Annotated in this window: 17 protein-coding genes, 1 tRNA gene and 1 riboswitch; of the genes, 10 read left to right on the top strand and 8 right to left on the bottom strand. The window is 38.9% G+C overall.

What is annotated here, in order from left to right:
- Positions 1 to 91, bottom strand: a tRNA-Ser gene (locus tag H4J39_RS12730).
- A gap of 301 nt (positions 92 to 392) precedes the next feature.
- Between H4J39_RS12730 and H4J39_RS12725 the strand changes: the two genes are divergently transcribed.
- On the top strand, positions 393 to 1844 hold the full coding sequence (locus tag H4J39_RS12725; protein ID WP_182228799.1) for an MFS transporter: 1452 nt from the start codon (positions 393 to 395) through the stop codon (positions 1842 to 1844).
- Between the two features lie 116 nt (positions 1845 to 1960).
- Here H4J39_RS12725 and H4J39_RS12720 read toward each other — a convergent pair whose 3' ends face one another.
- A complete protein-coding gene (locus H4J39_RS12720) occupies positions 1961 to 2986 on the bottom strand; it encodes a LacI family DNA-binding transcriptional regulator (RefSeq protein WP_182228798.1) in 1026 nt (341 codons plus the stop codon).
- Positions 2987 to 3420: 434 nt separating this feature from the next.
- Here H4J39_RS12720 and H4J39_RS12715 point away from each other — a divergent pair, with 434 nt between their 5' ends.
- From H4J39_RS12715 to H4J39_RS12695, 5 genes are all read left to right on the top strand, one after another.
- On the top strand, positions 3421 to 5925 hold the full coding sequence (locus H4J39_RS12715) for a glycogen/starch/alpha-glucan phosphorylase (protein ID WP_182228797.1): 2505 nt from the start codon (positions 3421 to 3423) through the stop codon (positions 5923 to 5925).
- A 45-nt stretch (positions 5926 to 5970) separates the two neighbouring features.
- Complete coding sequence (gene glgB / locus H4J39_RS12710; protein ID WP_182228796.1) at positions 5971 to 8271, top strand: 1,4-alpha-glucan branching protein GlgB; 2301 nt, start codon at positions 5971 to 5973, stop codon at positions 8269 to 8271.
- On the top strand, positions 8268 to 10442 hold the full coding sequence (gene glgX / locus H4J39_RS12705; RefSeq protein ID WP_182228795.1) for a glycogen debranching protein GlgX: 2175 nt from the start codon (positions 8268 to 8270) through the stop codon (positions 10440 to 10442). Before glgB ends, glgX begins: the two co-directional genes overlap by 4 nt.
- An 84-nt stretch (positions 10443 to 10526) precedes the next feature.
- Positions 10527 to 12707 carry a 4-alpha-glucanotransferase gene (gene malQ / locus H4J39_RS12700; RefSeq protein WP_182228794.1) on the top strand — a complete coding sequence of 727 codons (2181 nt, stop codon included), beginning with the start codon at positions 10527 to 10529 and terminating at the stop codon, positions 12705 to 12707.
- Positions 12708 to 12757: 50 nt separating this feature from the next.
- Positions 12758 to 14566: an alpha-amylase family glycosyl hydrolase gene (locus H4J39_RS12695; RefSeq protein ID WP_182228793.1), complete on the top strand. Its 1809-nt coding sequence runs from the start codon at positions 12758 to 12760 to the stop codon at positions 14564 to 14566.
- A gap of 167 nt (positions 14567 to 14733) precedes the next feature.
- Here the strand turns inward: H4J39_RS12695 and pdsO are convergent, their stop codons facing one another.
- The gene (gene pdsO / locus H4J39_RS12690; protein ID WP_182228792.1) at positions 14734 to 15552 is read right to left on the bottom strand and encodes a sortase-associated OmpA-like protein PdsO; all 819 of its coding nucleotides are present in this window, start codon (positions 15550 to 15552) and stop codon (positions 14734 to 14736) included.
- Between the two features lie 203 nt (positions 15553 to 15755).
- Between pdsO and pdsR the strand changes: the two genes are divergently transcribed.
- Together pdsR and pdsS are read left to right on the top strand one after the other, a co-directional pair.
- Positions 15756 to 16454, top strand: coding sequence for a proteobacterial dedicated sortase system response regulator (pdsR, locus tag H4J39_RS12685; protein WP_182228791.1), 699 nt, complete (start codon positions 15756 to 15758; stop codon positions 16452 to 16454).
- Positions 16444 to 18639, top strand: coding sequence for a proteobacterial dedicated sortase system histidine kinase (gene pdsS, locus H4J39_RS12680; protein WP_182228790.1), 2196 nt, complete (start codon positions 16444 to 16446; stop codon positions 18637 to 18639). Before pdsR ends, pdsS begins: the two co-directional genes overlap by 11 nt.
- A gap of 30 nt (positions 18640 to 18669) precedes the next feature.
- Here pdsS and queE read toward each other — a convergent pair whose 3' ends face one another.
- Entirely contained in the window at positions 18670 to 19344 is a 675-nt protein-coding gene (gene queE, locus H4J39_RS12675) for a 7-carboxy-7-deazaguanine synthase QueE (RefSeq protein WP_182228789.1), read from the bottom strand.
- 79 nt (positions 19345 to 19423) lie between these two features.
- Here queE and queC point away from each other — a divergent pair, with 79 nt between their 5' ends.
- Positions 19424 to 20080 (top strand): 7-cyano-7-deazaguanine synthase QueC, encoded by a 657-nt coding sequence (gene queC / locus H4J39_RS12670; RefSeq protein ID WP_182228788.1) that lies wholly within the window; start codon positions 19424 to 19426, stop codon positions 20078 to 20080.
- Positions 20081 to 20255: 175 nt separating this feature from the next.
- On the opposite strand, the gene lysC is transcribed toward queC, so the two are convergent.
- The 3 genes from lysC to H4J39_RS12655 all read right to left on the bottom strand — a co-directional run bounded on the left by lysC (position 20256) and on the right by H4J39_RS12655 (position 23008).
- Positions 20256 to 21608, bottom strand: coding sequence for a lysine-sensitive aspartokinase 3 (gene lysC / locus H4J39_RS12665; protein WP_182228787.1), 1353 nt, complete (start codon positions 21606 to 21608; stop codon positions 20256 to 20258).
- A 110-nt stretch (positions 21609 to 21718) separates the two neighbouring features.
- Positions 21719 to 21919, bottom strand: a riboswitch (Lysine riboswitch).
- Positions 21920 to 22270: 351 nt separating this feature from the next.
- Positions 22271 to 22675 (bottom strand): GNAT family N-acetyltransferase, encoded by a 405-nt coding sequence (locus H4J39_RS12660; protein WP_182228786.1) that lies wholly within the window; start codon positions 22673 to 22675, stop codon positions 22271 to 22273.
- Between the two features lie 48 nt (positions 22676 to 22723).
- Positions 22724 to 23008: a hypothetical protein gene (locus tag H4J39_RS12655; RefSeq protein WP_182228785.1), complete on the bottom strand. Its 285-nt coding sequence runs from the start codon at positions 23006 to 23008 to the stop codon at positions 22724 to 22726.
- Between the two features lie 335 nt (positions 23009 to 23343).
- On the opposite strand from H4J39_RS12655, the gene H4J39_RS12650 reads away from it, so the two are divergent.
- Positions 23344 to 23520 carry a DUF6435 family protein gene (locus H4J39_RS12650; RefSeq protein ID WP_182228784.1) on the top strand — a complete coding sequence of 59 codons (177 nt, stop codon included), beginning with the start codon at positions 23344 to 23346 and terminating at the stop codon, positions 23518 to 23520.
- A gap of 65 nt (positions 23521 to 23585) precedes the next feature.
- Here the strand turns inward: H4J39_RS12650 and H4J39_RS12645 are convergent, their stop codons facing one another.
- A complete protein-coding gene (locus tag H4J39_RS12645; protein WP_182228783.1) occupies positions 23586 to 24206 on the bottom strand; it encodes a hypothetical protein in 621 nt (206 codons plus the stop codon).
- Between the last annotated feature and the right edge of the window lie 150 nt (positions 24207 to 24356).

The raw sequence follows: 24356 nt of genomic DNA, 5'->3' as shown, positions 1-24356 counted from the left end.
TGGCGGTGAGATAGAGATTTGAACTCTAGAAGGGCTATAAACCCTTGCTGGTTTTCAAGACCAGTGCTTTCGACCACTCAGCCATCTCACCTGAATGTCTTAAAACAATTGCTTGCTTGAAGACGGTGCAGATATTAAGACCTGCAATAACATTTGTAAAGCACTAATTTTATTATTTTATCTTTATGTTCAATAAATCAGCAAGATAACTAAAAAAACAGCTTTTTAGCTGAAAGTCAGTCTATTATTCATTTGAAATTTCTTTTTCTCTTTTTATTTAAGCGCTCGTGGCTTACATCAAGCTGAATACGTATGTAATTTGTTGTGTCAATTTTTCGGTTGTGATTATATGTCGACATAATGCGTCTTTACTCTTATAAGAAAAATAATAAATGAAAAACAAACCTCAGCTCAGTTTTTGGCAAATATGGAATGTTAGCTTCGGCTTTTTAGGTGTCCAGTTTGGCTTTGCTTTACAAAATGCGAATGTCAGTCGAATTCTCTCAGATTTGGGTGCAGACCTTCACTCTTTGTCTTTATTTTGGTTAGTAGCGCCTATTATGGGCTTACTTATTCAACCAATAGTTGGCGCAGCATCAGATAAAACATGGAATAAGTTCGGTCGCCGTAATCCTTATATACTCATTGGCGCGATATCAGCAACAGTGGGGATGCTATTAATGCCAAATGCCCCGCTATTTGTCTCTATAATCACGCCGATGATATTTGGGGCAATGATGTTAGCTGTTATGGACGCTTCCTTTAATATCGCCTTCCAACCTTTCAGAGCACTCGTGTCTGATATGGTGCCCGATAACCAGATGAATAAGGGTTACTCTATCCAAGCCTTTTTAATTAATATTGGTGCGGTTATTGGTTCTATACTCCCGTTCGTGCTTACTAATGTGGTTGGCTTAGAAAACACTTCGCAACAAGGCAGCATTGCTCCGTCGGTTGTTTGGGCATTTTATATTGGCGCAACGGTTTTATTGGGTTCGGTATTATGGACCATTTTTAGAACCAAAGAATATTCCCCTAAAGATTATTATGAATTCAAAGGAATGGACGCCGAAGAAGTTGCTAAAGAACAAGCCATTGAAAAGTCGTTACTTGAAAAGTTAACTGACTTTGTCGGATTAATGAAAACGATGCCCGTAGTAATGAAACGTTTAGCACTTGTGCAATTTTTCTCATGGTTCTCATTATTTATTATGTGGGTTTACACTATGCCCGCTATTGCTCAGCAAGTTTGGGGCATTGATGTAAAATGGTTTGACCCTAGCTATATTACCGCTGCGGGTGGCGTACCCCAAGACATAGCTGCGGCTAAAGGTGCAGCGGGAGACTGGGTAGGTATTTTATTTGCGGCTTACTCATTATTTGCCGCATTCTTCTCTATTGTGCTAGCAAAGCTTGCGAATACCTTTGGCCGAAAAGCGGTGTACTCGTTTTCTTTACTCGCAGGTGGACTCGGTTATTTAAGCTTTATGTTTATTCAAAACCCTGAGCCGACTCTCGTTAATTTATTGATTACAGAAATAACAGTGCCACAAGGTGCGGTTACCTTGTTTATTCCAATGATGGGTGTGGGTATTGCTTGGGCAGCAATTTTAGCAATGCCTTACACAATACTTGCTGGGGCATTACCTGCTAATAAAACGGGGGTTTATATGGGAATATTTAATTTCACCATTGCCGCGCCACAAATTGTTTCGGGTATATTTGCTGGTTGGATATTAAATTCGGTTTTTGAAAACCATGCGATAAATATTATTATGCTGGCGGGTATATCTATGGTTCTAGGTGCTGTTTCAGTTTATTTTGTCAAAGAAAAAAGCGAGTAATGCGACTCGCTTTAGTTGTTTATAATTACTGAGGGTTGGCCATTTTTGTATTGTAGGTTAGATTAGGAAACATACTAAATTTTTAGTGAAGCTAGCCTACACAACACAATAAAACGTTAACTGCCACAAGACTGACGAACAACCAATGTGGTTGCCATTAACTCTGTTTTAGCTGCTTCGCCATTCACTAGTGCTAATAGTTTTTCAACTAATAACTCCCCTGCTAACATCGTATCTTGTCGGGCAGTTGTTAACGTTGGAAAGGTAAAACTCGCAACAGGAATATCATCAAAACCAAAAACGGCAACATCTTCAGGTACGCGAATATTGTTTTCTTGCAAAGCTCGCATTGCCCCTACGGCAATTAAATCACTTGCTGCCATTATCGCGTCAAATTTCTCACCTGTTTTAAGCAATTGTAGTGCAGCATAATGCCCTGCTTCTTCCGTAGAAATCGCGTCAAATTGAAGTTTTTCATTAACCACTAAATCGTGCTCGAGTAACGCTTTAGAATGTCCTGCATAACGATCTAAAAATTCAGGTGAACCGGTAGATACTCCGCCTAAAAAAGCAAAGTTTTTGCGGTTGTTTTTGATCACATGTTCGGTTAACTGGTAACCCCCTTGAAAGTTGTCGCAACCCACCGAGACCACATCAAGATCTTTAACTTCAGCCCCCCAACGAACAAAATGTGTTTCTTGTTCAATAAGCTGAATAAGCTTTTCCTCATAATCAGTGTAGTCGCCATAGCCCAGTAATATTATTCCGTCGGCTTTACGTGTATCTTCAAAGTCAGCATGCCAGTCGTGACTCATTTGTTGAAAAGACACTAATAAGTCATAGCCTTTGTTACCACAAGCTCGAGTAATACTGCCTAACATTGACATAAAGAATGGGTTGATCAATGAATCATCATTCGTTGGGTCTTCAAACAATAATAACGCAATAGTGCCGCTTCGTTGGGTACGTAAACTGCTGGCATTTTTGTCTACTTTGTAATTAAGTTCTTTGGCAATAGCTTGCACACGTAATCGAGTTTCTTCATTCACTAAAGGGCTATTACGCAATGCTCTTGATACTGTTGATTGAGAAACACCCGCACGATATGCAATATCAAACGAAGTATTTTTAGCTTTAACCATTAAATTAACCGACAACTTATTAATAAATATACTGCTTAGATACTAACTTAGCCCTCTAGCCTTGTATAGCTTATTAAAGGTAAACAGATAATTCACTCATTTTTTAGCTATCGATTTACCCGATATTTTAGTGCAGTGGCTGTAGTCACCGAGCACCACATAACTTTAGTCTGAAATAAACCGTGAAATGCATACGTATGCATGTGAAATAGTGAATAAAACGCTCATGCATACGTATGTAGTTTATTGCTCTAATTCTTAACATCGGCATAATTTAATCATCACGTTATTTATTGTGGAAAGAATTCGTTCAACTGATGCAAATAAGTAAAAAGGATGGACAAAGTCCTTATATACACCACAAATTTTAAATAAATAGGAATTAAATCAAAACGTCAGCAGGTAAAAGACAGTTTTGAGGATAAAAATTAATTATGACAACTAAAGCTAAAAAAGACATTTCTGCCAGTTTTACTGCCACAGAATTAAAGAAACGCATTCAACATCACGTAAACAGCACTTTAGGTGATCGTGTTATTTCTGAAAGTACACACGAGAACACGCCACAAAACAAGCAGGCTTATTGGCAAGCAACATCACTTGCCCTAAATGAAATTATTGTTGAAAAACTTCAAGCAAGTAAACGTCAACAAGCAAAGTCAGCAAATAAAAGTATTAACTATTTGTCGCTTGAGTATTTGATGGGCCGTTTGTTGTCAAATAACTTACATAATTTAGATTTATATAAAAACACTGAACAAGCACTAAAATCGCTAGGTTTTGACCTTGCAGATTTATGTGAGGAAGGCGCTGACTTAGCGTTAGGTAATGGCGGATTAGGTCGCCTAGCAGCCTGTTTTCTTGATTCATTAGCAACACTAGATTACAACGCGATGGGTTATGGTATTCATTACCAACATGGTTTATTTAAACAAAGTTTTAAAGACGGACACCAAATAGAGCAGCCTGATATGTGGCGTGAATTTGGCAGCCCATGGGAAATTTGTCGTCCTGAATCTACTCAGCATATTCCGGTGTATGGTTATGTTGAACAGCAGGCCCAAGTTGATGGTAGCTTAACGTCAATTTGGCGTGCAGGAAAAATGCTTAAGGGCGTTCCTTGGGATATTCCAATTGTTGGCTATAACTCAGCAACCGTTAATACTTTACGTTTGTGGGAATGTCGTGCAGATTCAGCTTTTGACTGGGATACACTTAACCAAGGTGACTACTTATACGCGCACAAAGATCAAGTAAATGCGGAAACTGTTTCGAAAGTACTTTATCCCAATGACGACCACGATGCCGGTAAAGAATTGCGTTTTATTCAGCAATATTTCTTCTGCGCTTGTTCTGTTAAAGACATTATTAGTCGTTATCAATTGCAATTTGGACCACTTACCACAGCAAGTAGCCAAAATTTTGCCGAAAAAGTAGCTATTCAACTTAACGACACCCACCCCACTCTCGCTATTTTAGAACTAATGCGAGTTTTGCTTGATGAGTATCGTTTTTCTTGGCTAGACGCTTGGCAATTAGCGCGCAAAGTATTTTCTTATACTAACCACACGCTTTTACCTGAAGCATTAGAGAAGTGGTCAGTTTCATTATTTGAACGCGTATTACCTCGTCATTTAACGATTTTATACCGCATAAACGAAGCATTTCTCAATGACGAAGTAAATGCTATGTGGCCAAACAACGAACAAATGCGTGCGCGTCTTTCAATTATCGAAGAAGGTGAACAGCGTAAAGTACGTATGGCACATTTATGTGTTATTACCTCACATAAAGTTAATGGGGTTGCTCAAATTCATTCTGACTTAGTCAAACAAGATTTATTTCCAGAATTCAACCAGCTTTGGCCTGAGAAGTTGACCAATGTTACCAATGGCATTACGCCACGACGTTGGTTGAAATCTTGTAACCCATTATTGTCTGAGTTACTAACAAAACACGTTGACGAAGATTGGGCGAAAAACTTAAACAGCTTATCGTCATTAGCAACATTTGCTGACAATGCCAATTTTCAAGAGAAGTTCATGGCGATAAAGCATGAAAATAAAGTCGCGCTTACCGCAGAAATAGAAACACTAACCGGTGTTATTGTCAGCCCTGACGCTATTTTTGATGTGCAAATAAAGCGTCTTCATGAATACAAGCGCCAGCACTTGAATTTATTACATATTCTTGCACTTTACCGTCGCTTACTCGCAAACCCTGAGTTAGACATGCAACCGCGTGTATTTATTTTTGGCGCGAAAGCCGCACCCGGTTATAAGTTAGCAAAAGAAATTATTTACGCAACGAATAAAATCGCTGAAAAAATCAATAATGACACCCGCATAAAAGACAAATTAAAAGTGGTGTTTTTACCAAATTATCGCGTCAGCTTAGCTGAAAAAATAATTCCAGCCGCTGACGTTTCAGAGCAAATATCAACCGCAGGTAAAGAAGCATCGGGTACCGGTAATATGAAACTGGCTCTCAATGGCGCCGTAACAATTGGCACCTTAGATGGGGCAAATATTGAGATAGCTGAAGAAGTTGGCGACAACAATATTTTCATCTTTGGCTTAACCGTTGATGAAGTTAAAACGCTAGATAACGAAGGCTATAACCCTTATCACTATTACGAAAATAACAACGAAATTAAAGCGTGTTTAGACTGGTTAGACACAGACTACTTTACGCCAGGCCACGCAGGTGAATTATCTTCAATTAAACAAAGTTTCCTTGAAGGTGGCGATCCATACAAAGTACTGGCTGATTTTGAAAGCTACAGTGACGCTCAACAAGCATTAGGCATTGCTTACCAAGACCAAAAGCGTTGGGCAAAAATGGCCATTCTCAATACTGCGCTAATGGGCAAGTTTAATTCAGACCGTTCGATTGAAGACTACGTTAAAAACATTTGGTTCTTAACGCCAAGTATTTAGTTATCGCCTATTAACGGTTAATTATTAGGAACACGAGGAAATTATATGAGTTTATCTATAAATGACATCAACACTTTAGTCAACGCTCGCCATATTGCACCTAACCAGGTTTTAGGGCTAACGGCTGACCAAAGTAAGGGTTATTTACGGATCACTTGTTACTTTCCTCATATTAAGAATATTGAATCTGTTGAAATACTCGCCTTGTTGCCCTGCAAGAAATCATCTGAATTTGGCAATAAAGAAAGTGCAAAATCTTTAGGGAAGTTAGTCAAGATTGATGACAGCGGACTTTACACGCTTAAATTACGCCGTAAAAATATTTTTAATTATCGACTCAAAGTTACTACCTCAGATGAAACACGGTTAATTGACGATCCCTATCAGTTTTCAGCGACGTTAGGCGAGCTTGATATTTATCTATTACAACAAGGTAATCATCAAAAACCTTATGAAAAACTTGGCGCTCATCAGCAAATAAAAACACTTAATGGCCACAAAATTTCCGGTGTTTCATTTGCTGTTTGGGCACCCAATGCAAGCCATGTTTCTTTAATTGGCGACTTTAATCATTGGGACCAACGTAGCCATCCTATGCAAAATATAACCATAGATAACGTGACAAGTGGCTATTGGAATATATTTATTCCACAAGCGTCTGTAGGACAACACTATAAGTTCGCCATTAAAGATAAAAATGGTATCGCGTTACCTTTTAAAGCCGACCCTTATGGCAACCAAGCCCAATACCGACCTGATACAGCGTCAATTATTAGCAAAACAGACAATTACAAGTGGCAAGATCAAAAGTGGTTAAAAGAACGTCAAGAACGTAATAGTAACAACGCGCCAATTTCAATTTATGAAGTGCATTTAGGCTCTTGGCGTCGAGGTAAGAACAACGAATTTTTAAATTATAGAGACATCGCCAACCAGCTTATTCCTTACACATTATCGATGGGGTTTACCCATATTCAGTTAATGCCGGTCAGTGAATTCCCATTCGATGGCTCCTGGGGATATCAGCCAGTTGGGTTATTTGCACCAACAGCACGTTTTGGTAACGAAGCTGATTTTCAATACTTTGTTGATGCGTGTCATCAAGCCAATTTAGGTTTACTCATTGATTGGGTACCCGGTCATTTCCCTAGCGATGATCACGGCTTAGCAACATTTGATGGCACCCACCTTTTCGAACATGAAGACCCTAAACAAGGCTTTCACCCTGACTGGAATACACTAATTTATAATTATGGCCGTGTTGAAGTGGCTAATTTTTTACGGTCAAGCGCCCTGCACTGGTTAGACAAATATCATGTTGACGGTATTCGCGTAGACGCCGTGGCATCGATGCTCTATCTCGATTACAGTCGTAAAGAAAATGAATGGATCCCTAACATTCACGGTGGCCGAGAAAACTTAGAAGCCGTTGATTTTTTAAAGCGTTTTAATGAAGAACTTTATCAACAATATCCGGGTACATTTTCTGTTGCGGAAGAATCAACATCATGGCCGGGGGTTTCTCGCTCAACGCACGATGGTGGTTTAGGTTTTGGCTTTAAATGGAATATGGGCTGGATGAATGACAGTTTGCAGTACATGCAACGTGAACCTGTTCATCGCTCACATCACCATGACGAACTAAGCTTTAGCCTTGTTTACGCCTTTGATGAAAACTTTATTCTGCCACTAAGTCATGACGAAGTTGTTCATGGCAAAGGCTCTATTTTACAAAAAATGCCCGGTGATGCTTGGCAACAGTTTGCCAACGTACGTGCCTATTACAGCTTTATGTGGGCTCACCCCGGTAAAAAACTTCTTTTTATGGGCTGTGAGTTTGCCCAAGGAAAAGAATGGGATCACGACAGTGAACTTGACTGGCATCAGCTCGATATTCATTGGCACAGTGGTGTACAACAACTCATTAAAGATTTAAATAATGTTTACTGCAATACGCCCGCTTTATATGAAAAAGACTGTCAAGCGGAAGGTTTTAGTTGGTTAGATCATCAAAACCGTGAACAGTCTATTTATAGTTTTATCAGGTTTGGCCAGTTAACAGAAAATACCGCTAAAGAAAGTGCAGTAATTGTGGTCTGTAACTTTACCGCTCTAACGCACAAAACATTCAAATTAGGCGTGCCAACACGTGGAGAATATACCGAATTACTTAACTCTGATGCTGAAATTTATGGCGGCAGTAACACAGTAAACTCTGGTACGTTAACGAGTGTTGAATTACCTTGGCAAGGTCAACAACACTACATAGAAATTACAGTGCCACCTTTAGCCACAGTGATGTTTACCCTTAAAAGTGAACACGTCGAACTCGAGACCATTCAATGACAGGTCTTGGCATTAGCGTAGGTAAAAATGTGACCTCTGGGCGTTCATATCCAATGGGTGCATCACTGGCTAAACATGGCAAGGGCTGTAATTTTGCCCTCTTTTCCGCTCATGCCACAAAAGTAGAGCTCTGCGTTTTCTCAACTGACGGTAAAACTGAACTACAGCGCATTGAATTACCAGAGTTTACTGACGATGTGTGGCATGGTTTTGTTGAAGGTATTACCGAAGGCTGTTTATACGGATATAGAGTATATGGCCCTTTTGAACCTCACAACGGCCATCGTTTTAACCCGAACAAATTATTGCTAGACCCTTATGCAAAAAAAATATTTGGTCAGTTTATACAAAGCGAACTTAATTTTAGCTACGACCTAAAAAGTACCCAAAAAGATTTAACCCTCGATAATCGTGACAACGCGACAACTATGCCTAAGTGTGTGGTGGTATTGCCGCTTTTGATTAGCGAAACACATCCTCAAGTACGCCGTCGTGACACCATTCTTTATGAGTTACATGTGAAAGGTTTTACGCAACAAAACCCTGATGTGCCTATTGAGCTTCGCGGTACTTTTGCTGGTCTTGCTAATAAAAAGGTCTGCCAGTATCTGAAATCGTTGGGGGTAACCAGTATTGAACTGTTACCGGTTCAGCAATTTATTAATGAAGATTTTGTTCAAGACAAAGGGTTAAGTAATTACTGGGGTTACAACACCATCTCTTTTTTTGTGCCGCACGCCGCCTATTGCCATTCGGGTGAAGTTGGCGAGTTTCGTTCTATGGTTGAAACCTACCACGAAGCGGGTATCGAAGTTATTCTCGATGTGGTTTATAACCATACCGCAGAAGGCGACGAGCTGGGCCAAACGTTAAGCTTTAAAGGGATAGATAATGCCAGTTACTATCGTTTGCACACATCAGACAAACGCTATTATGAAAATTTTTCAGGGTGTGGCAATACCATTAATGTACAGCATCCACGAGTTATTCAACTGATCACAGACAGCTTACGTTACTGGGTTGAAATAATGGGGGTTGATGGTTTTCGTTTCGATTTAGCGCCGGTTCTTGGCCGTGACGCCCCTGATTTTAAAGCAAACAATCATTTTTTTACCAGCATTCGGCAAGACCCTGTGTTATCAAAAGTTAAACTTATTGCAGAGCCCTGGGATGTAGGACATGGCGGATACCAGCTGGGTCGCTTCCCTAATAGCTGGCTAGAATTGAACGATCGTTTTCGAGATTCTTGTCGACGCTTTTGGCGTGGTGAACAAGGCTTAGTTGCCGAATTTGCCAAACGCTTGCATGGTTCAAGTGACATATTCGAGCAGCCGAGCCGTCGACCTAGCGCCAGCGTTAACTTCATTACTTCACATGACGGCTTCACGCTAACTGATTTAGTCAGTTTTAATAACAAGCAAAATAAAGCCAATGGCGAAGAAAACAATGATGGCCACGACAGTAACTTTAGCAATAATTTAGGCGCAGAAGGAACTACCGACAATGAGCGTATTAACGTACTTCGCCGACAACAAAAACGTAATTTACTGACTACGCTTTTTATTGCGCAAGGCACGCCAATGTTACTCAGTGGTGACGAACTCAATAATAGCCAACACGGTAACAACAATGCTTACTGCCAAGACAATGAAATTTCATGGATCGACTGGCAAGACCCACAGGCACAGCAAGAATCAAATTTTGTTAAAGCATTAATCGCCTTACGAAAAGCGCACCCATTATTAAATAGAACACATTACCAACATGGTTTTAAAGTAAGTAAACATACTGGCTTAGCCGATATCAGTTGGTTGAATTGTCATGGTACAGCGATGACCAAAGACAATTGGCATGATGCATCGGTTAAGTGTTTCGCAATGATGTTAGCAAATACCGAGCAACCCGAGACCGATGCTGAACAGCAAGACGATGCCCTACTTGTTATTTTTAATGCCCATCAGCGCAGTATTAATTATTTATTGCCTGAGCTTAATGGCTATTGGCAAGTCCTTATTAATACCGCTACAGAAAACGCTAATGATAGCGCCCAAAACGACACTAACTTAACGAAAAGCAATAGACATTCCGCTATTAACATTGCTCAGCATAGCTGTGTGGTATTGCGCTATTTACATAGCCCACGCGATCAACAACCTACTTATGAACAATAACCGTTACAAAGTAGATAACAAAATCACCATAAGAATGGACGAAAGGTTTCCTTTAGTCATTCAAAAGAATAGAGTAGTAAACTTATGAATTTGATAGAACAACTTGCCGATTTAGTTGGCTTTCACCGCAGTTATACTGACAGTTATGGACACCAAGTACACGCCAATGAAAGTGCTAGGCACAGCTTACTTTCTGCGATGGGTTATGATTTAAGCAGTGACCAAGCAGTCAACACCAGTATTACCTCACTACAAGAAGATACTTGGCGTAAAATGTTACCTAGTGTTCATATCGCTAAGCTTGAAGAAAGTAGTCATCTTATTACGATTAGCCTCGCGGTAAATGAGAGTGCGCATGTCACTTGGCAGATAACGACTGAGCAAGGGGAGAAATTAACAGGAGAAATATTGGTCAGTGATCTGGTTTTTCAAAAAAACAATCAACTTTCAGGCCAAGAATATCGAAAATTTTCGTTATCTCTACCATTGTTAGCGCAGGGGTATCATCAACTTTCTCTTTGTTATGGTCAACAAACAGCAACTTGCCATTTAATCTTTGCGCCAAAAACCTGTTATAGCCCACAAGAAGCATCAACACAGAAAATGTGGGGATATGCTGCACAGTTATATTCACTCAAAAGTGAAAATAACTGGGGTATGGGCGACTTTGGCGACTTAAAGGCACTGGTTAAAAAATCTGCTGAGCAAGGCGCTTCAGCCATTGGTTTGAATCCGTTGCATCCGTTATATCAAAACAATCCCGCACACCGTAGCCCTTATTCACCCACCAGCCGTTGTTTTCTTAACAGCTTGTATATTGATGTAACCCAAGTACCTAATTTTGAAACATGTAAAGCAGCCCAACAACGTTTTAACAGTGAAGAATTTCAAGCAAAAATTAACTTTGCACGTAACACCAAACTTATTGATTACCCAGCAGTTGCTGATGTTAAATTTGAAATTATTGAACTACTCTTTGAAGATTTCATTCAAGCGAATAATGACCAGAATGTAAGCGCGTCCAACCAAGAGTTCAGCGAATTTAAAGCCGAACAAGGCGATGATTTATTACTATTAACCACCTTTGATGCTTTATATGAGCATTTTAGAAAGATTGATTTTAATGCTTATGGTTGGAAAATGTGGCCGAGTGAGTTTCAATCACCTCATTCAGCACAAGTAGCTGCTTTTCAACAACAGCATGCTAAACGCCTTGATTACTTCGCCTTTTTACAATGGCTTGCTCATCGACAGTTAAGTGATGTTTCAACGACCACTAAACATGAGGGTATGCCTATTGGTTTGTATCTTGACCTTGCGGTCGGTTGTGATGGCTCAGGTGTAGATGTTTGGTCAGACAAAGATGTTTATGTTTCTGGTGCTGCTGTTGGTGCACCGCCCGATGCCATGAATACTTTAGGTCAAGATTGGGGCTTAACACCGATAAACCCAGTGGCGCTTCAACAACAAGGCTATTTACCACTTACTAAAGCCCTACGCAGTAACATGCAATATGCTGGCGCTTTACGTATTGATCATATTTTAGGTTTAATGCGTCAATACTGGGTAGCACCAGGTATGAAAGCGAATGAAGGGGTTTATATTACCTTTCCATTTAAAGATATTTTGCGCATTATTGCGCTAGAGTCGCGTCGAAATGATTGTGTTGTTATTGGTGAAGACCTAGGTACTGTACCTGATGGTTTTAGTGAAATAATGGCAGCAGCGGGTTTACTCTCATACAAAGTTTTATTTTTTGAACGTTGGGAGTCTGGTCTATTTAAACGCCCTGAATTGTACCCTGCACAATCTATGGTTACCGTTTCAACACACGATTTACCTACACTTACCGGTTGGTGGACAGGTCGAGATTTACATTGGCGCCAAGCTTTAAACTTATATCCTAGCCAAGAGATGGGTCAACAAGAGCGAAACTCACGTATTGAAGACCGGAATTTACTTATTGCAGCATTGGCGGACTTAGACGTTATCGACAAGCAAAACCTGCCACAACAAACACCTGCGCTAATGAATACCGAGTTATCAGTCGCAGTACAAAAATATATGGCCAAAGCGCCCAGTCATATTCAACTGATCCCTTTGGAAGACACTTTAGAGATTGTTGAACAGGTCAATATTCCTGGCACTATTGATGAACACCCTAATTGGCGCCAAAAACTGCCCGTAACAATGAATGAATTTTGGCAGGAAAACTCCGTAAAATCCATTGCAAATGCCATGCAACAAGCTAGGCCAAAAGGCTAGTTTGTTTAGGATTATACGTTTTAATGATCACGATAATAAATGAGAAATAAATGATAATAATAAAAAACACCTTCAAATTTAAGCTATCAAAAATTGCGGTCGTTTTACTGGGCGGTTTATGGCTCAGCGCTTGTAGCGAGCCTAAAACTGTGAGTACAAGCAATGATACTCCCTTGGACAATGTAGCAACTTCGACATTAAAGAATGTGGATAGTTTGCCTCATTATTTACAGCGCAATATACAAGATGAAGTGTTTTACTTTGTTATGCCAGACCGCTTCAACAATAGTGACATGACCAATGATCAAGGTTCAAAAACTGACCCTATCTCTGCGGGTGGTTTTGATAAAACCGACAAAGGCATGTATCACGGCGGTGATATACAAGGCTTGCAAGCAAAGCTCCCTTACATAAAAAAGATGGGCGTAAGTGCTATTTGGCTAACTCCAATAATGCGTAATCAAGCTATTCAAGGCGATTCTTCTGGTTATCACGGCTATTGGATCTTAGATTTCAATGAGATTGACCCGCATTTAGGCAGCAATGAAGATTTAAAGCGCTTCATTGACGCAGCACATAAAGAAAATATAAAAGTATTTTTTGACATCATTACTAACCATACCGCTGACGTCATTAAGTACGTTGAATGTCATGGCGAAGATGGCTTGCAATATCTGATGAAAGAAAATGACGGTTGCCTTTATAAGTCGCTTGCTCAAGTTGCTGCCGGAGATGCCTATCAGCCTATTATCCCTAAAGGACAAGAAAGTCTTAAATCTCCTGCTTGGTTAAATGACAAAAAGTACTACCACAATCAAGGTGATACCACTTACGAAGGGGAAAATTCAATATACGGTGACTTCAGTGGTTTAGACGATATTGATACGGATTCACCAGAAGTTGTTCGTGGTATGATCGATATATTCAAAAACGTGATAAGTGAATTTAAACCTGACGGTTTTAGAATTGATACCGTAAAACACGTGAATATGGCGTTCTGGGCAGAATTTGCACCTGCACTGGTTAATCATGCTCAAGAGGTTGGTATTCCAGAATTCTTCATGTTTGGTGAAGTTTATAGTGGTGACAGTGAAGAATTAAGCTCATTTACCACTGAAGGAAAAATGCAATCTGTACTCGACTTTTCAATGCAGTTTGCTTTGCAAGACACCCTAATTAAACAACAAGGGACAGATAAACTCGTCGAGTTATTTGAGCGCGACCATTATTATAATGACAGCGACAGCAATGCCAATCAGTTACTTAATTTTACTGGTAATCACGATATGGGGCGCTTTGCTGGCATGTTAAAAGACAGTGATCTTAATTACAGCGAAGCAGCAATAATTCAACGCACCTTATTAGCCCACGCGATGGTTTACTTTCTACGTGGTGTGCCAATTGTCTATTATGGCGACGAACAAGGTTTTGTTGGCGATGGTGGTGACAAAGGAGCTCGTCAAGACATGATGCCTTCATTGGTTGATAGCTACAACGATGATGACTTACTTGCAAATACGAAAACCACTGCTGATGACAATTTTGATGAAAATCACCTATTTTATAAAACATTTGCTAAATATGCCGATGTTTATTATCAGTATCCGGCATTAAGATTTGGTGAACAAAAAACCTTATACGCTCAAGATACACCCGGTGTGTTTGCAATATCACGTACGCTGAAAGACAGCGACACAATGGTCGTTGTATTTAATACAGCAAAAACAGCACAGCCAATCGAGCTAGACCTAGCACTATCTGGCGCGCAAAAAGTTTATCCCGCGTCTAAATCTGATGAAGTGAACCCTAATACATTAAGTGTTCCTGCGTTGAGCTTTGCGATTTATAAAATTAAATAGCCAGTTTTATAGATAAAAATCACAGATAAAGAAAAACCAAGGAGGCATGGGAGTGTCCTTGGTTTTTAATCTTTTAGTCTTTTAGTCTTTATTCATTTAACTCTATTTCTATCACTGGTGTTTCACCTCCTTAGATAAATTAATGAATCAACAAACCTAAACAACACTTAATAATTATTTGCCATTTGTTTACTATTACTGTGTAGCTTAATAACGACACGTCGATCGTAAAAACTCACTTCCTTTTCACTATTCGCTACTACAGGCGCTTGCTCACCAAAAGCAAATAACTGGATACGCTCAGCTTTAACTCCTTGGTCGATTAACGCATTCTTAACCGTATTAACACGGGCAATAGAAAGCGCCTGATTTAACTTTTTATTGCCTTGCATATCGGTATAACCTGATAAATCGATAAATAGTGTAGGCGATTGCTGCAACATTTCAGACAGAGCAACAATTTGACTGTGATAATGCGGTTGTAAGTCACTAGAGCCGGTTGGAAACTGTAAACTCATCAATAAGTTTTCTGCTTGTAACTGACTGGCACGTTGATATTTTTTATCAATATTTTGCTCTAAAACAGAAAGTTCTAATTGGTGATTTTGCTCAGAGCGTGCTAATTTTTGACGAAATTGTTGTACGGCAATCGAATAATCGCTTTCTTGCTTATTTATTGACGCCTGCAACTCATTTAAATTTTCTTTGTCGTTTGCAGTTTTTGCTACTAGTGAGCCGGTAACACCAACAAGAATAGCGCCAACCGGCCCACCGAAAATAGCGCCAATGACCATACCAGCACCAAAACCAATGCCTTCTTTATCACTATCAGTAAGTTGTAGTGATTCATTATCAGTAGCGGTGTTATTGTCAAAAGCATAAGCAGACTGGCTTAACGTCGGCGCGGCAATAAGGGAAGCGATTAAAAATAATTTTGCTGGGCTTAATTTACTGTTATTCGTTGTTTTGATATTGATAGTTTTCATGTGAGTTCCTAAAGTAATAAGTTGTTTGTTGTTTGTTGTTGACGAGGTAATTAAAACAAGAAAAATAGGCGTTGAAACGACATAAAAAAGGCAAAGTAATGAGCAAATGTGGCAACAATATGGCAATTACAATAATTGCGCGCTTTTATAAAAAAACTCTTATATAGTGCCTAAAATAAGTCAATAAATAGAGTTGATAGACATTGTTAAAACGAATTGCCATAGTTGAAGATGAAGCCGCTATTAGAGAAAACTATGCTGACGTGCTTCGCACACACGGTTATCAAGTTCAAACCTTTGCCAACCGAGAAAGCGCCTGCCAAGCATTTGCGATAAGCTTGCCTCATTTGGTTATCCTTGATATTGGTTTAGAACAAGAATATGACGGTGGTTTTACCCTTTGCCAATGGCTTAGAAATATATCAACCACATTGCCTATTATATTTTTAACTGCTCGTGATAATGATGTTGATACCGTCTCAGGTTTGCGCATCGGCGCAGACGACTATTTAACTAAAGATATTAGCCTGCCACATTTGTCAGCGCGCATAGCCGCACTTTTTCGTCGCCAAGAAGCGCTTAAACAACCGACTCCAGAAAGTAGCTTGCTAACATTAGGGCCCTTAACTATCGATAATCAGCGTATGACTATTGTCTGGCAACAGCACAGTGTTGATTTAACTATTACTGAGTTTTGGATGGTCTTTGCTTTAGCTAAACACCCCGGACACGTTAAAAACCGTCAGCAACTGATGAAAGATTCCAACATTTACGTTGATGACAGCACTATTACTTCTCATGTCAAACGTATCCGTAAAAAATTCAACCAAATTGATAAAGACTTTAACTGTATCGAAACAGTCTATGGCATGGGCTACCGTTGGAATAAAGATGAAAAATAAGCTCCATATTCGCTTTGGTTTACGGGCAAAATTATTACTCTTATCAAGCTTCTTATTTGCTATTCCGTGGTTTGGTTATCAATACGTATGGGAGATGGAAAAGTACTTACGTTTTGGGCAAGAGCAAACAATAATAGGCACCGCAAGAGCACTGGCGACTTCTTTACATGAGCGCCCCAACCTGTTTAATAACCAAGCGAGTTTTTTACCGGATGTTGAAAAAGGTAAAGACTTATATGGTTACCAGCTATCTCAAGCGGTAAATCTTGACGGCTTACCCAACGACTGGCCAAACTTTCAAGAAAAATCGCATTATTATGGTGTTAACAATCAACTAGGGACACCATTGTCGGTTGATCAATTAACCCATCACTTCAGCGCCGCCGTTGGAAAATACGATAAATACTTATATTTTTTTATACAAGTGGTAGATGACAAGGTTATTTATCGCGACGAAAATGCTCGGGCAATAAACAGAAATGACCATCTTGAATTAGCATTCAATGATGTTAATGGTGATTTTCAACGCTTTATTATTAGCAATAAGCGTCAAGGTTGGCTTTCCGCTTATCGTATTAATGATATACAAAGCAATGAAATACTTGAATTTCCAGCATCAGTAAGTTTTATTCAAGGACAATGGCGCGATACAGACCAAGGCTATAATATTGAATTTCGTATTCCATTAACCAAAATCAGTGACCGTTTAGCTTTTGCGCTTCATGATGTTGATGCACCATTAAGTGCTGCAACCACCATCATAGGAAGTGCTGACCCTAGTACTGCTGACACCTTAGGTACTATTTTAGTACCGTCGCCTGAAATTGAACGTATAGTAAAAGGCATGAGTTACACACAATCGCGTATTTGGGTTGTTGACCAACATCATCGTGTGTTGGCAAAAAGCGGTGACATAACAAAAGCCAGTGGGTTATGGCAGAAAAATATCAATACCTCTGATAAAGATGACTCTTGGTATGCTTGGACACAGAAATATTTAGCCCCTGTCTTTCAACATTTACTAAATAAACCGCAAAATGATTTTATTGACCAGTTATATGACACACAAAATCTGACTGGTGAACATATTGAAGCCGCACTCGCCGGTACACCTAAATCGCAATGGCGGTTAACCACCGATAAAAAAGCAGTCATAATATCTGCCGCCTACCCTATTTACATCAGCGACAAAGTCAACGGAGCGGTGATCGTTGAGGAAACGACCAATGGTATTCTCAGTGTGAGAAATAAAGCCTTAGAGAAATTATTCACGTCGATACTTGCGATTATGTTATTGGGAGCGTTAGCTTTTTTCTTTTTCGCGTCACGTATTTCAAACCGTATTCGCCAACTGCGTAATCAAGCTGAAGTCGCTATTGATGAACACGGTAGAATTAATAATGATATTGCACAAAACATGCAAATATCAAAGGCAAATGACGAAATTGGTGATTTATCGCGTAGCTTTTCAACAGCAGTAAATCGGTTAAGCCAATACAATCATTACTTAGAAAACATGTCGTCACGACTCTCTCACGAATTACGCACACCGATAGCCATTGTTAGAACATCCTTGGAGAATTTATCTTTACAGGCATTACCTGACAGCAGTTCAGCTTATATTGACCGTGCCCAGAGTGGCATTAATCGCTTAAACAATATTTTAACCAACATGAGTGAAGCGACGCGTCTTGAGCAAATGTTGAATCAAACAGACAATGTTAGTTTTAATGTATTCGATGTATTAAATGGCTGTGTTCAAGGTTACCAGCAAATTTATCCTCATTTTGAGATTGAATATATCGCATCAGATAAAAAAGTTATTTTGGCCGGCTCTCCTGAGCATATCGCGCAATTACTCGACAAAGTAGTGACGAATGCCGTGGAGTTTAGCCAAGACAATACGTTATTTATAACCACAGAAACAAAAAGTAAAGCGATCACTATTCACATTAGTAATAACGGCATACTATTACCTGAAACGATGGAACAGCGATTGTTTGATTCAATGGTGTCTATGCGTGAAACACCTCAAACCAAAGAAGATAAAACACCTCATTTAGGCTTGGGGTTATATATCGCACGCTTGATTTGTGAATTTCATCATGGACAAATAGTGGCAAGTAACCATCATAATCCGCAAGGTGTCACGGTTTCGATCACTTTACCACTACAAACAAAATAATAAATGAGGGGGTATTGTATAGCGAAGTATTTATTCAATGCCTAGATATTTGTGAACTTGGACTGATAAACGCCAATTGTTTTCAATACAACTTTTGATCGCTAGCGCTGTTGCTCGTTCTTTTTGACTAATAGGTTGCAAATAAACTTGGGTATCAACAATATTATGCTCTGTTAATAACGCTTTTAAATCATCAATGTGTTGTTCGGTTGCAACTGGGTGCTTTATTTCATTAGCGCGAAGCATGGCTGAGTTTAATATTTTGTAGCCCCCTTTCATATTTACTTTCGGTGAAACCGTTACCCAACACTGCTCAGATACTTTAAGTTCGAAAGTCCCTGAAGTCTCTAACTGACAGCTAAACCCCTGATTTTCGAGTGCTTGACAAAGGGGGAGTAAATCAACCATTGCCGGTTCTCCACCCGTGATCACTATATGTTTTGCTTGATAGCCTTTGTCGGTTATCACCGCTAAAATAGCTTCTACAGAGAGTGCAGACCACGTTTGAGACTCTGCTTTTTTTGTTAACATTGCGGATGCGTTTACTTCGTCTTCAAGATTGATGTCCCAAGTATGTTTGGTATCACACCACGAACAGGCAACGGGGCAACCTTGTAAACGAATAAAAATAGAAGGTTGGCCAGTAAAAGCTCCTTCTCCTTGAATAGTTTCAAATAATTCATTAATTTTATATTTTACGGTCATCGGGGTTTTTGCCTGTTTATTGCTGGTGTGAATTGAAGTAAAATGTGCGACATTAATTATACCCTAAGAGACTTTAGAAATGACAAACAAAGTTGTTGTTATTTATTCTGGTGGCATGGACTCATTCACTGTACTTAATCGCGCCTTGCACGATGGCAAAGAAGTATTTGCCTTAACATTTGACTATGGCCAGCGTCATGTCAAAGAAATTGAGTATGCAAGCACGGTTTGTCAGTCACTCAACGTAAACCATAAAGTTATTGATATTTCATCAATTAATCAGCTACTTGCCGGTTCTTCATTAACTGACGATATTGATATTCCACAAGGGCATTACGAAGCTGAAAGTATGAAATCAACGGTTGTTCCTAACCGTAACATGATTTTATTGTCACTTGCGGTTGGTTATGCGGTTTCAGTAGGTGCTAGCCAAGTTTATTACGGTGCACATTCTGGCGACCATGCAATATACCCTGATTGTCGTCCTGAATTTGTGATGAAAATGAATGAAGTATGTAAAATAGCCAACTATGAGTCCGTAGAAATATTCAGCCCTTATCTTACTGTCACTAAAAGTGATATTTTAACGGATGGATTAAAAATGGGCTTGAAGTATGACAATACTTGGACATGTTATAACGGTCGTGAAAAAGCCTGTGGTCAATGTGGCGCTTGCCAAGAGCGATTAGAAGCTTTCAGTGATAATAATGTGACCGATCCACTAAATTACGAATAACCACGACGGGTTGAACATACTTACATTCATCGTTTACTAACATCGACGTGCATGGATGTAGGCCTTGTTATTTTTCTAGCACTAATTTATGACAGCCCATTATATATAAAGATAAAACACATAAATGTGTTTTATCTTTTTTTATGGTATTAACTTGGCTAATCACAGCTGATATTTAAGCAAACAAAGCCGTGTGTAGCTTTTCAACGGTTTCGTTCGCTTGCTTCTCATCCACCAAAAAACATAAATTATGTTCACTAGCGCCATGACAAATCATCCGAACATTTATGCCTGAAATTGTCTCAAAAATACTGGTTCCTACGCCATTACTGCGATGCATTTTATTACCAATAACAGCAACTAACGATAAACCATGCTCTACGGTGACTTCACAAAGTTGCTCAAGTTCTTCAACAACGGTTGAATTTAACAGGGCTTGCGTTGACCCCGTTGGATTATCGAAAGTAAGCGCGACACTTATTTCACTCGTGGTAATTAAATCAACACTCAGCTCATGTTTGGCTAAAATACCAAAGACTTGCGCAAGAAAGCCGCTTGCGTGGAGCATTGCAGGGCTTTTTACGGTCACTAAGGTTTGTTCTCGTCGCAGTGCTATTGAGCGATAAATCGGACTTGATTCAACAAATTGCTGAATACGAGTCCCGCCCTTTTCTGGCTCTTTGCTTGAACCGACAAACACTGGAATATTCTGTCTCATCGCAGGAATTAAGGTCGCAGGATGAAGAATTTTCGCGCCAAACGTTGCCATTTCAGCCGCTTCACCAAAACTAATTTCTTTAATCGCACGGGCCTGATCGGTTATGCGTGGATCCGTGGTAAAAATACCTACAACATCAGTCCAAATAGAAAGATTATCAGCATGTAATGCTTCAGCTAATAGTGCTGCACTGTAATCAGAGCCACCACGACCTAATGTCGTGGTATAGGCCTCTTCGTCTTGACCGATAAAACCCTGTGTAACAATTACTTTATCAACAAGGAGTGGAATAAGAGACTGTTTTGCATGTGCAGATAGTTGCTCAAGATCGACCACCGCTTTTCCATATTGTGCATTGGTTTTCATGACTTGGCGAACATCAAACATTTCACCATTAACGCCCACTGATTGCAGGACTTGTGCAAATATACGTGAACTCATTTGCTCACCAAAGGACAAAATAGCATCTGAGATACGTGGGCAATAATTTAATGATTGGGCATTAGAAAACTCACTTAACTGCTGAAGTAATTCAGCAATTTGTTCATTAAGCATTTGCTCTTGCGCTAAATGTTGGGTGATATTTAATTGAATAGCGCGAATATTGGTAATAATGTCTGTTTGTTCATGTTCTGGAACATTTTTTTGACTTAAACGAACCAATAAGTTTGTTACGCCCGAGCTTGCGGAAACGACAACCAGTTTATTACTTGGATCGTTTTTTATGATGTGGGCGCAACGCAACATCGCTTGGTGATCAGCAACACTGGTGCCACCAAATTTTGCAACGGTAAGAGGTGATAATGACATTTAAGGTCTCCCTAATTAAGTACCTGATATATAAATATCAAATAACTTGTAAACTGCAAGGAAGAGCATGACTGAAGGGAAAGTGTTCATGAATAGAGCCACTTAACTTTTCAGCCAGAAGCTCTCCACCATAAAATAATTAGGCTTTTAACCGCGCTAATTAGAGGTGACAATTCTAGGGATTCAGCCCTAGTAACCGAATAAATAACGCCACTCGCTAACTATTCTCGGCTGTAGTCTCCCTCAATAACAGTCAAAAGAATGGTGGTTCCTCGTGTTATTTACCTAGCTACAGCTCCTCTTCTGGTGTAAATACTAAACAAGTCAATTTGAGTATTTAGTCTAATATTTCACAAGCGAATTAAAACCTATATATAATAAAAAATCAACCGTCAAGGTCAATATTTCTATAATTAATCTTTCTCATAGACTTCAGCTTATTCGTTACTGAGCCAAGAGAAAAATTAGATAACGGTTATTAATCGATTTACTCTTGTTTTAATAATGCGCCACTTAATAGAATAGTGTTAATGCCCTTAATTAACTGCCTATAAATTTGGTCGAAATTAAATGGTTATATTATTGATAATTTGAATGGTAAATGAATATAATACGTTATAAATCAGAAAGTAAACATTTGAAACGGTGTTGTTTTATATCGTTTAAAGCGCAACTTCCATTTTGAAAAATGGCACGTCTGCTTTATAAAAGCGATCACTACTTATCTGCAGACCAAAACGCTTATAAAAATCTACAGCGGCCTCTCTTGCATCGCACCATAAAAATTCTACTTGGCGATCTTTTAACGATTGAATGATATACGCTAACATCTTAGAACCAATACCTTGATGTTGATAGTGATTATCGGTAGCAAACTTACGTAACTGAGCTTTGTTAACCGTGAAATAAACAGAAGCAACACAAACAAGCACCCCACGAACAAAGGCGCCATAATGTAGACCTTCAATGTCACCATCTACATAGCAATACTTTAGAGATTTACTTGGCCACAAAACGCGTTGACGAAGAGGAATAGTTTGTTCCCATGAGATAGCACGTATTTCCATATTATTTTACAGTCCAGGTATAGTGATATTCGCCAAATTTAATTGGCGTTATTTAATAATTGAAACACCAGCAACTTCTACAACTGTTTTTGCATCCGCTCGTTCAATAACTTTTAATAACGTGGTTTGAATGGTTTCGTCTTTTCTAGCATCACCTTTACTGGTAAATTTTTGTTCTTGAACTGCCTCACCTTCACCAGCGATAAAGCCAACCACAACTTCACTTGCGTAATCAGCTGATTCACCAAAATATGCCAGTGATATTTGAGGGTAACCTTGAAATCCTTTTTTAACTCTTTTTTCTATACGTTTTGTCGATTTATCTAAATTCATAGTAGGGCCCCAAAAGATATATAGCGCTGCATTAAGCAACTCATTGTCATTAATTGTAATGTTAAACGAAGTGAAAACAAAGTACTAGCTGATGTTCTCTCACCTTTACAACAATATTTACTGGCATATCATCATCAGATAATAAATTAAGCTTGATAATATAACGCAACCATCATATTTATCTGTATAGTGGTATCGTTTACGCTTGGATTTGAAATGAAATTAACCGTCTTGTTAAAGGACTTAATAAGTTTTTATCTAAAAGTGACAATAATGAAAACTAAAATCGGTTTATATACGTATAACAACCTATAACCAACTTAACGGTAAATAAAATGTTTGGAATATTTAAAAAAGACCCGATAAAAAAATTAAATAAGCTCTATGAAGCTAAGCTCGAACAAGCGATGTTCTCGCAAAGAAATGGTGATATAAAGTCTTATTCAATGATCACCGCTGAAGCTGAAAAAATAGCGGTTCAAATACAAGAACTAGAACGTTCAAAAAAATAATCGATCGTAAGTAGATTGAAGCGGAAAGTAATATCGTTAAAAATTATATATTCCGCTTCTTAATCTCAGTGTAATACTAACTCGAAATAATGTTCTTGTTTGGTAAATCCAACTCGCTTTAAATATACCTCATGGTTTTTATCTGATGCTTCTACCACTAAATGCTTAATACCTTCTAATTTTAGTTTGTTTTCTTGATGGGCAAACATAAATTTAGCCGCTTTAAAATCTCGGTCTTCTGGAATAATATAATCAAGTAGTACTTCAACCTTCCCCATATCATTCAATTGTCGATAAGCAAAGAAACCCACGGGCTTCATGTTACGAAACACTAACAGAACAAGTGCATCATCAAGTTGTTGCCACTGAAATTTTGTACATAACTGTTTAATATCTTTACCGTAGCGCTCTTTTAACAAGCTGAACAGTGGCGTTTGCACTGATTTTAATTTAACTAAATCAAATTGATCTTTTTCTTTATAAATACGCACTAAGTAGTAAATATCTACTAAAGTTATCCAACCATTTAAAATAAAAACAGGATAAGCATCAATAAAGTAACCGTAAGCACTAAAGGCAGCAGCTCCAAATAAGTTTATCCAACGCAATCGTTTGATATTAGACATCATTAACGACAACGCGATTAGCACACTAGCAACATAACCAAAGACTTCTAACAAGGACATCACATCACTCTTTTAATAAGAAATTAAATGAAAAAATAATTTTCTGACCATTTGGTCAGAAAATATGGATTTTATCTTGACACAGCAGTCAGGAAAACACAATATATCGTCATTAACTGCAGATAACAGTCAGTTATGACACAAATATAA

Origin of the sequence: Colwellia sp. Bg11-12 (genome assembly GCF_014076955.1) — a bacterium.
Taxonomy (GTDB): Bacteria; Pseudomonadota; Gammaproteobacteria; order Enterobacterales; family Alteromonadaceae; genus Colwellia_A.
Note: the sequence above shows the minus strand (reverse complement) of the source record. Positions and strands in the feature narration are given on the sequence as shown.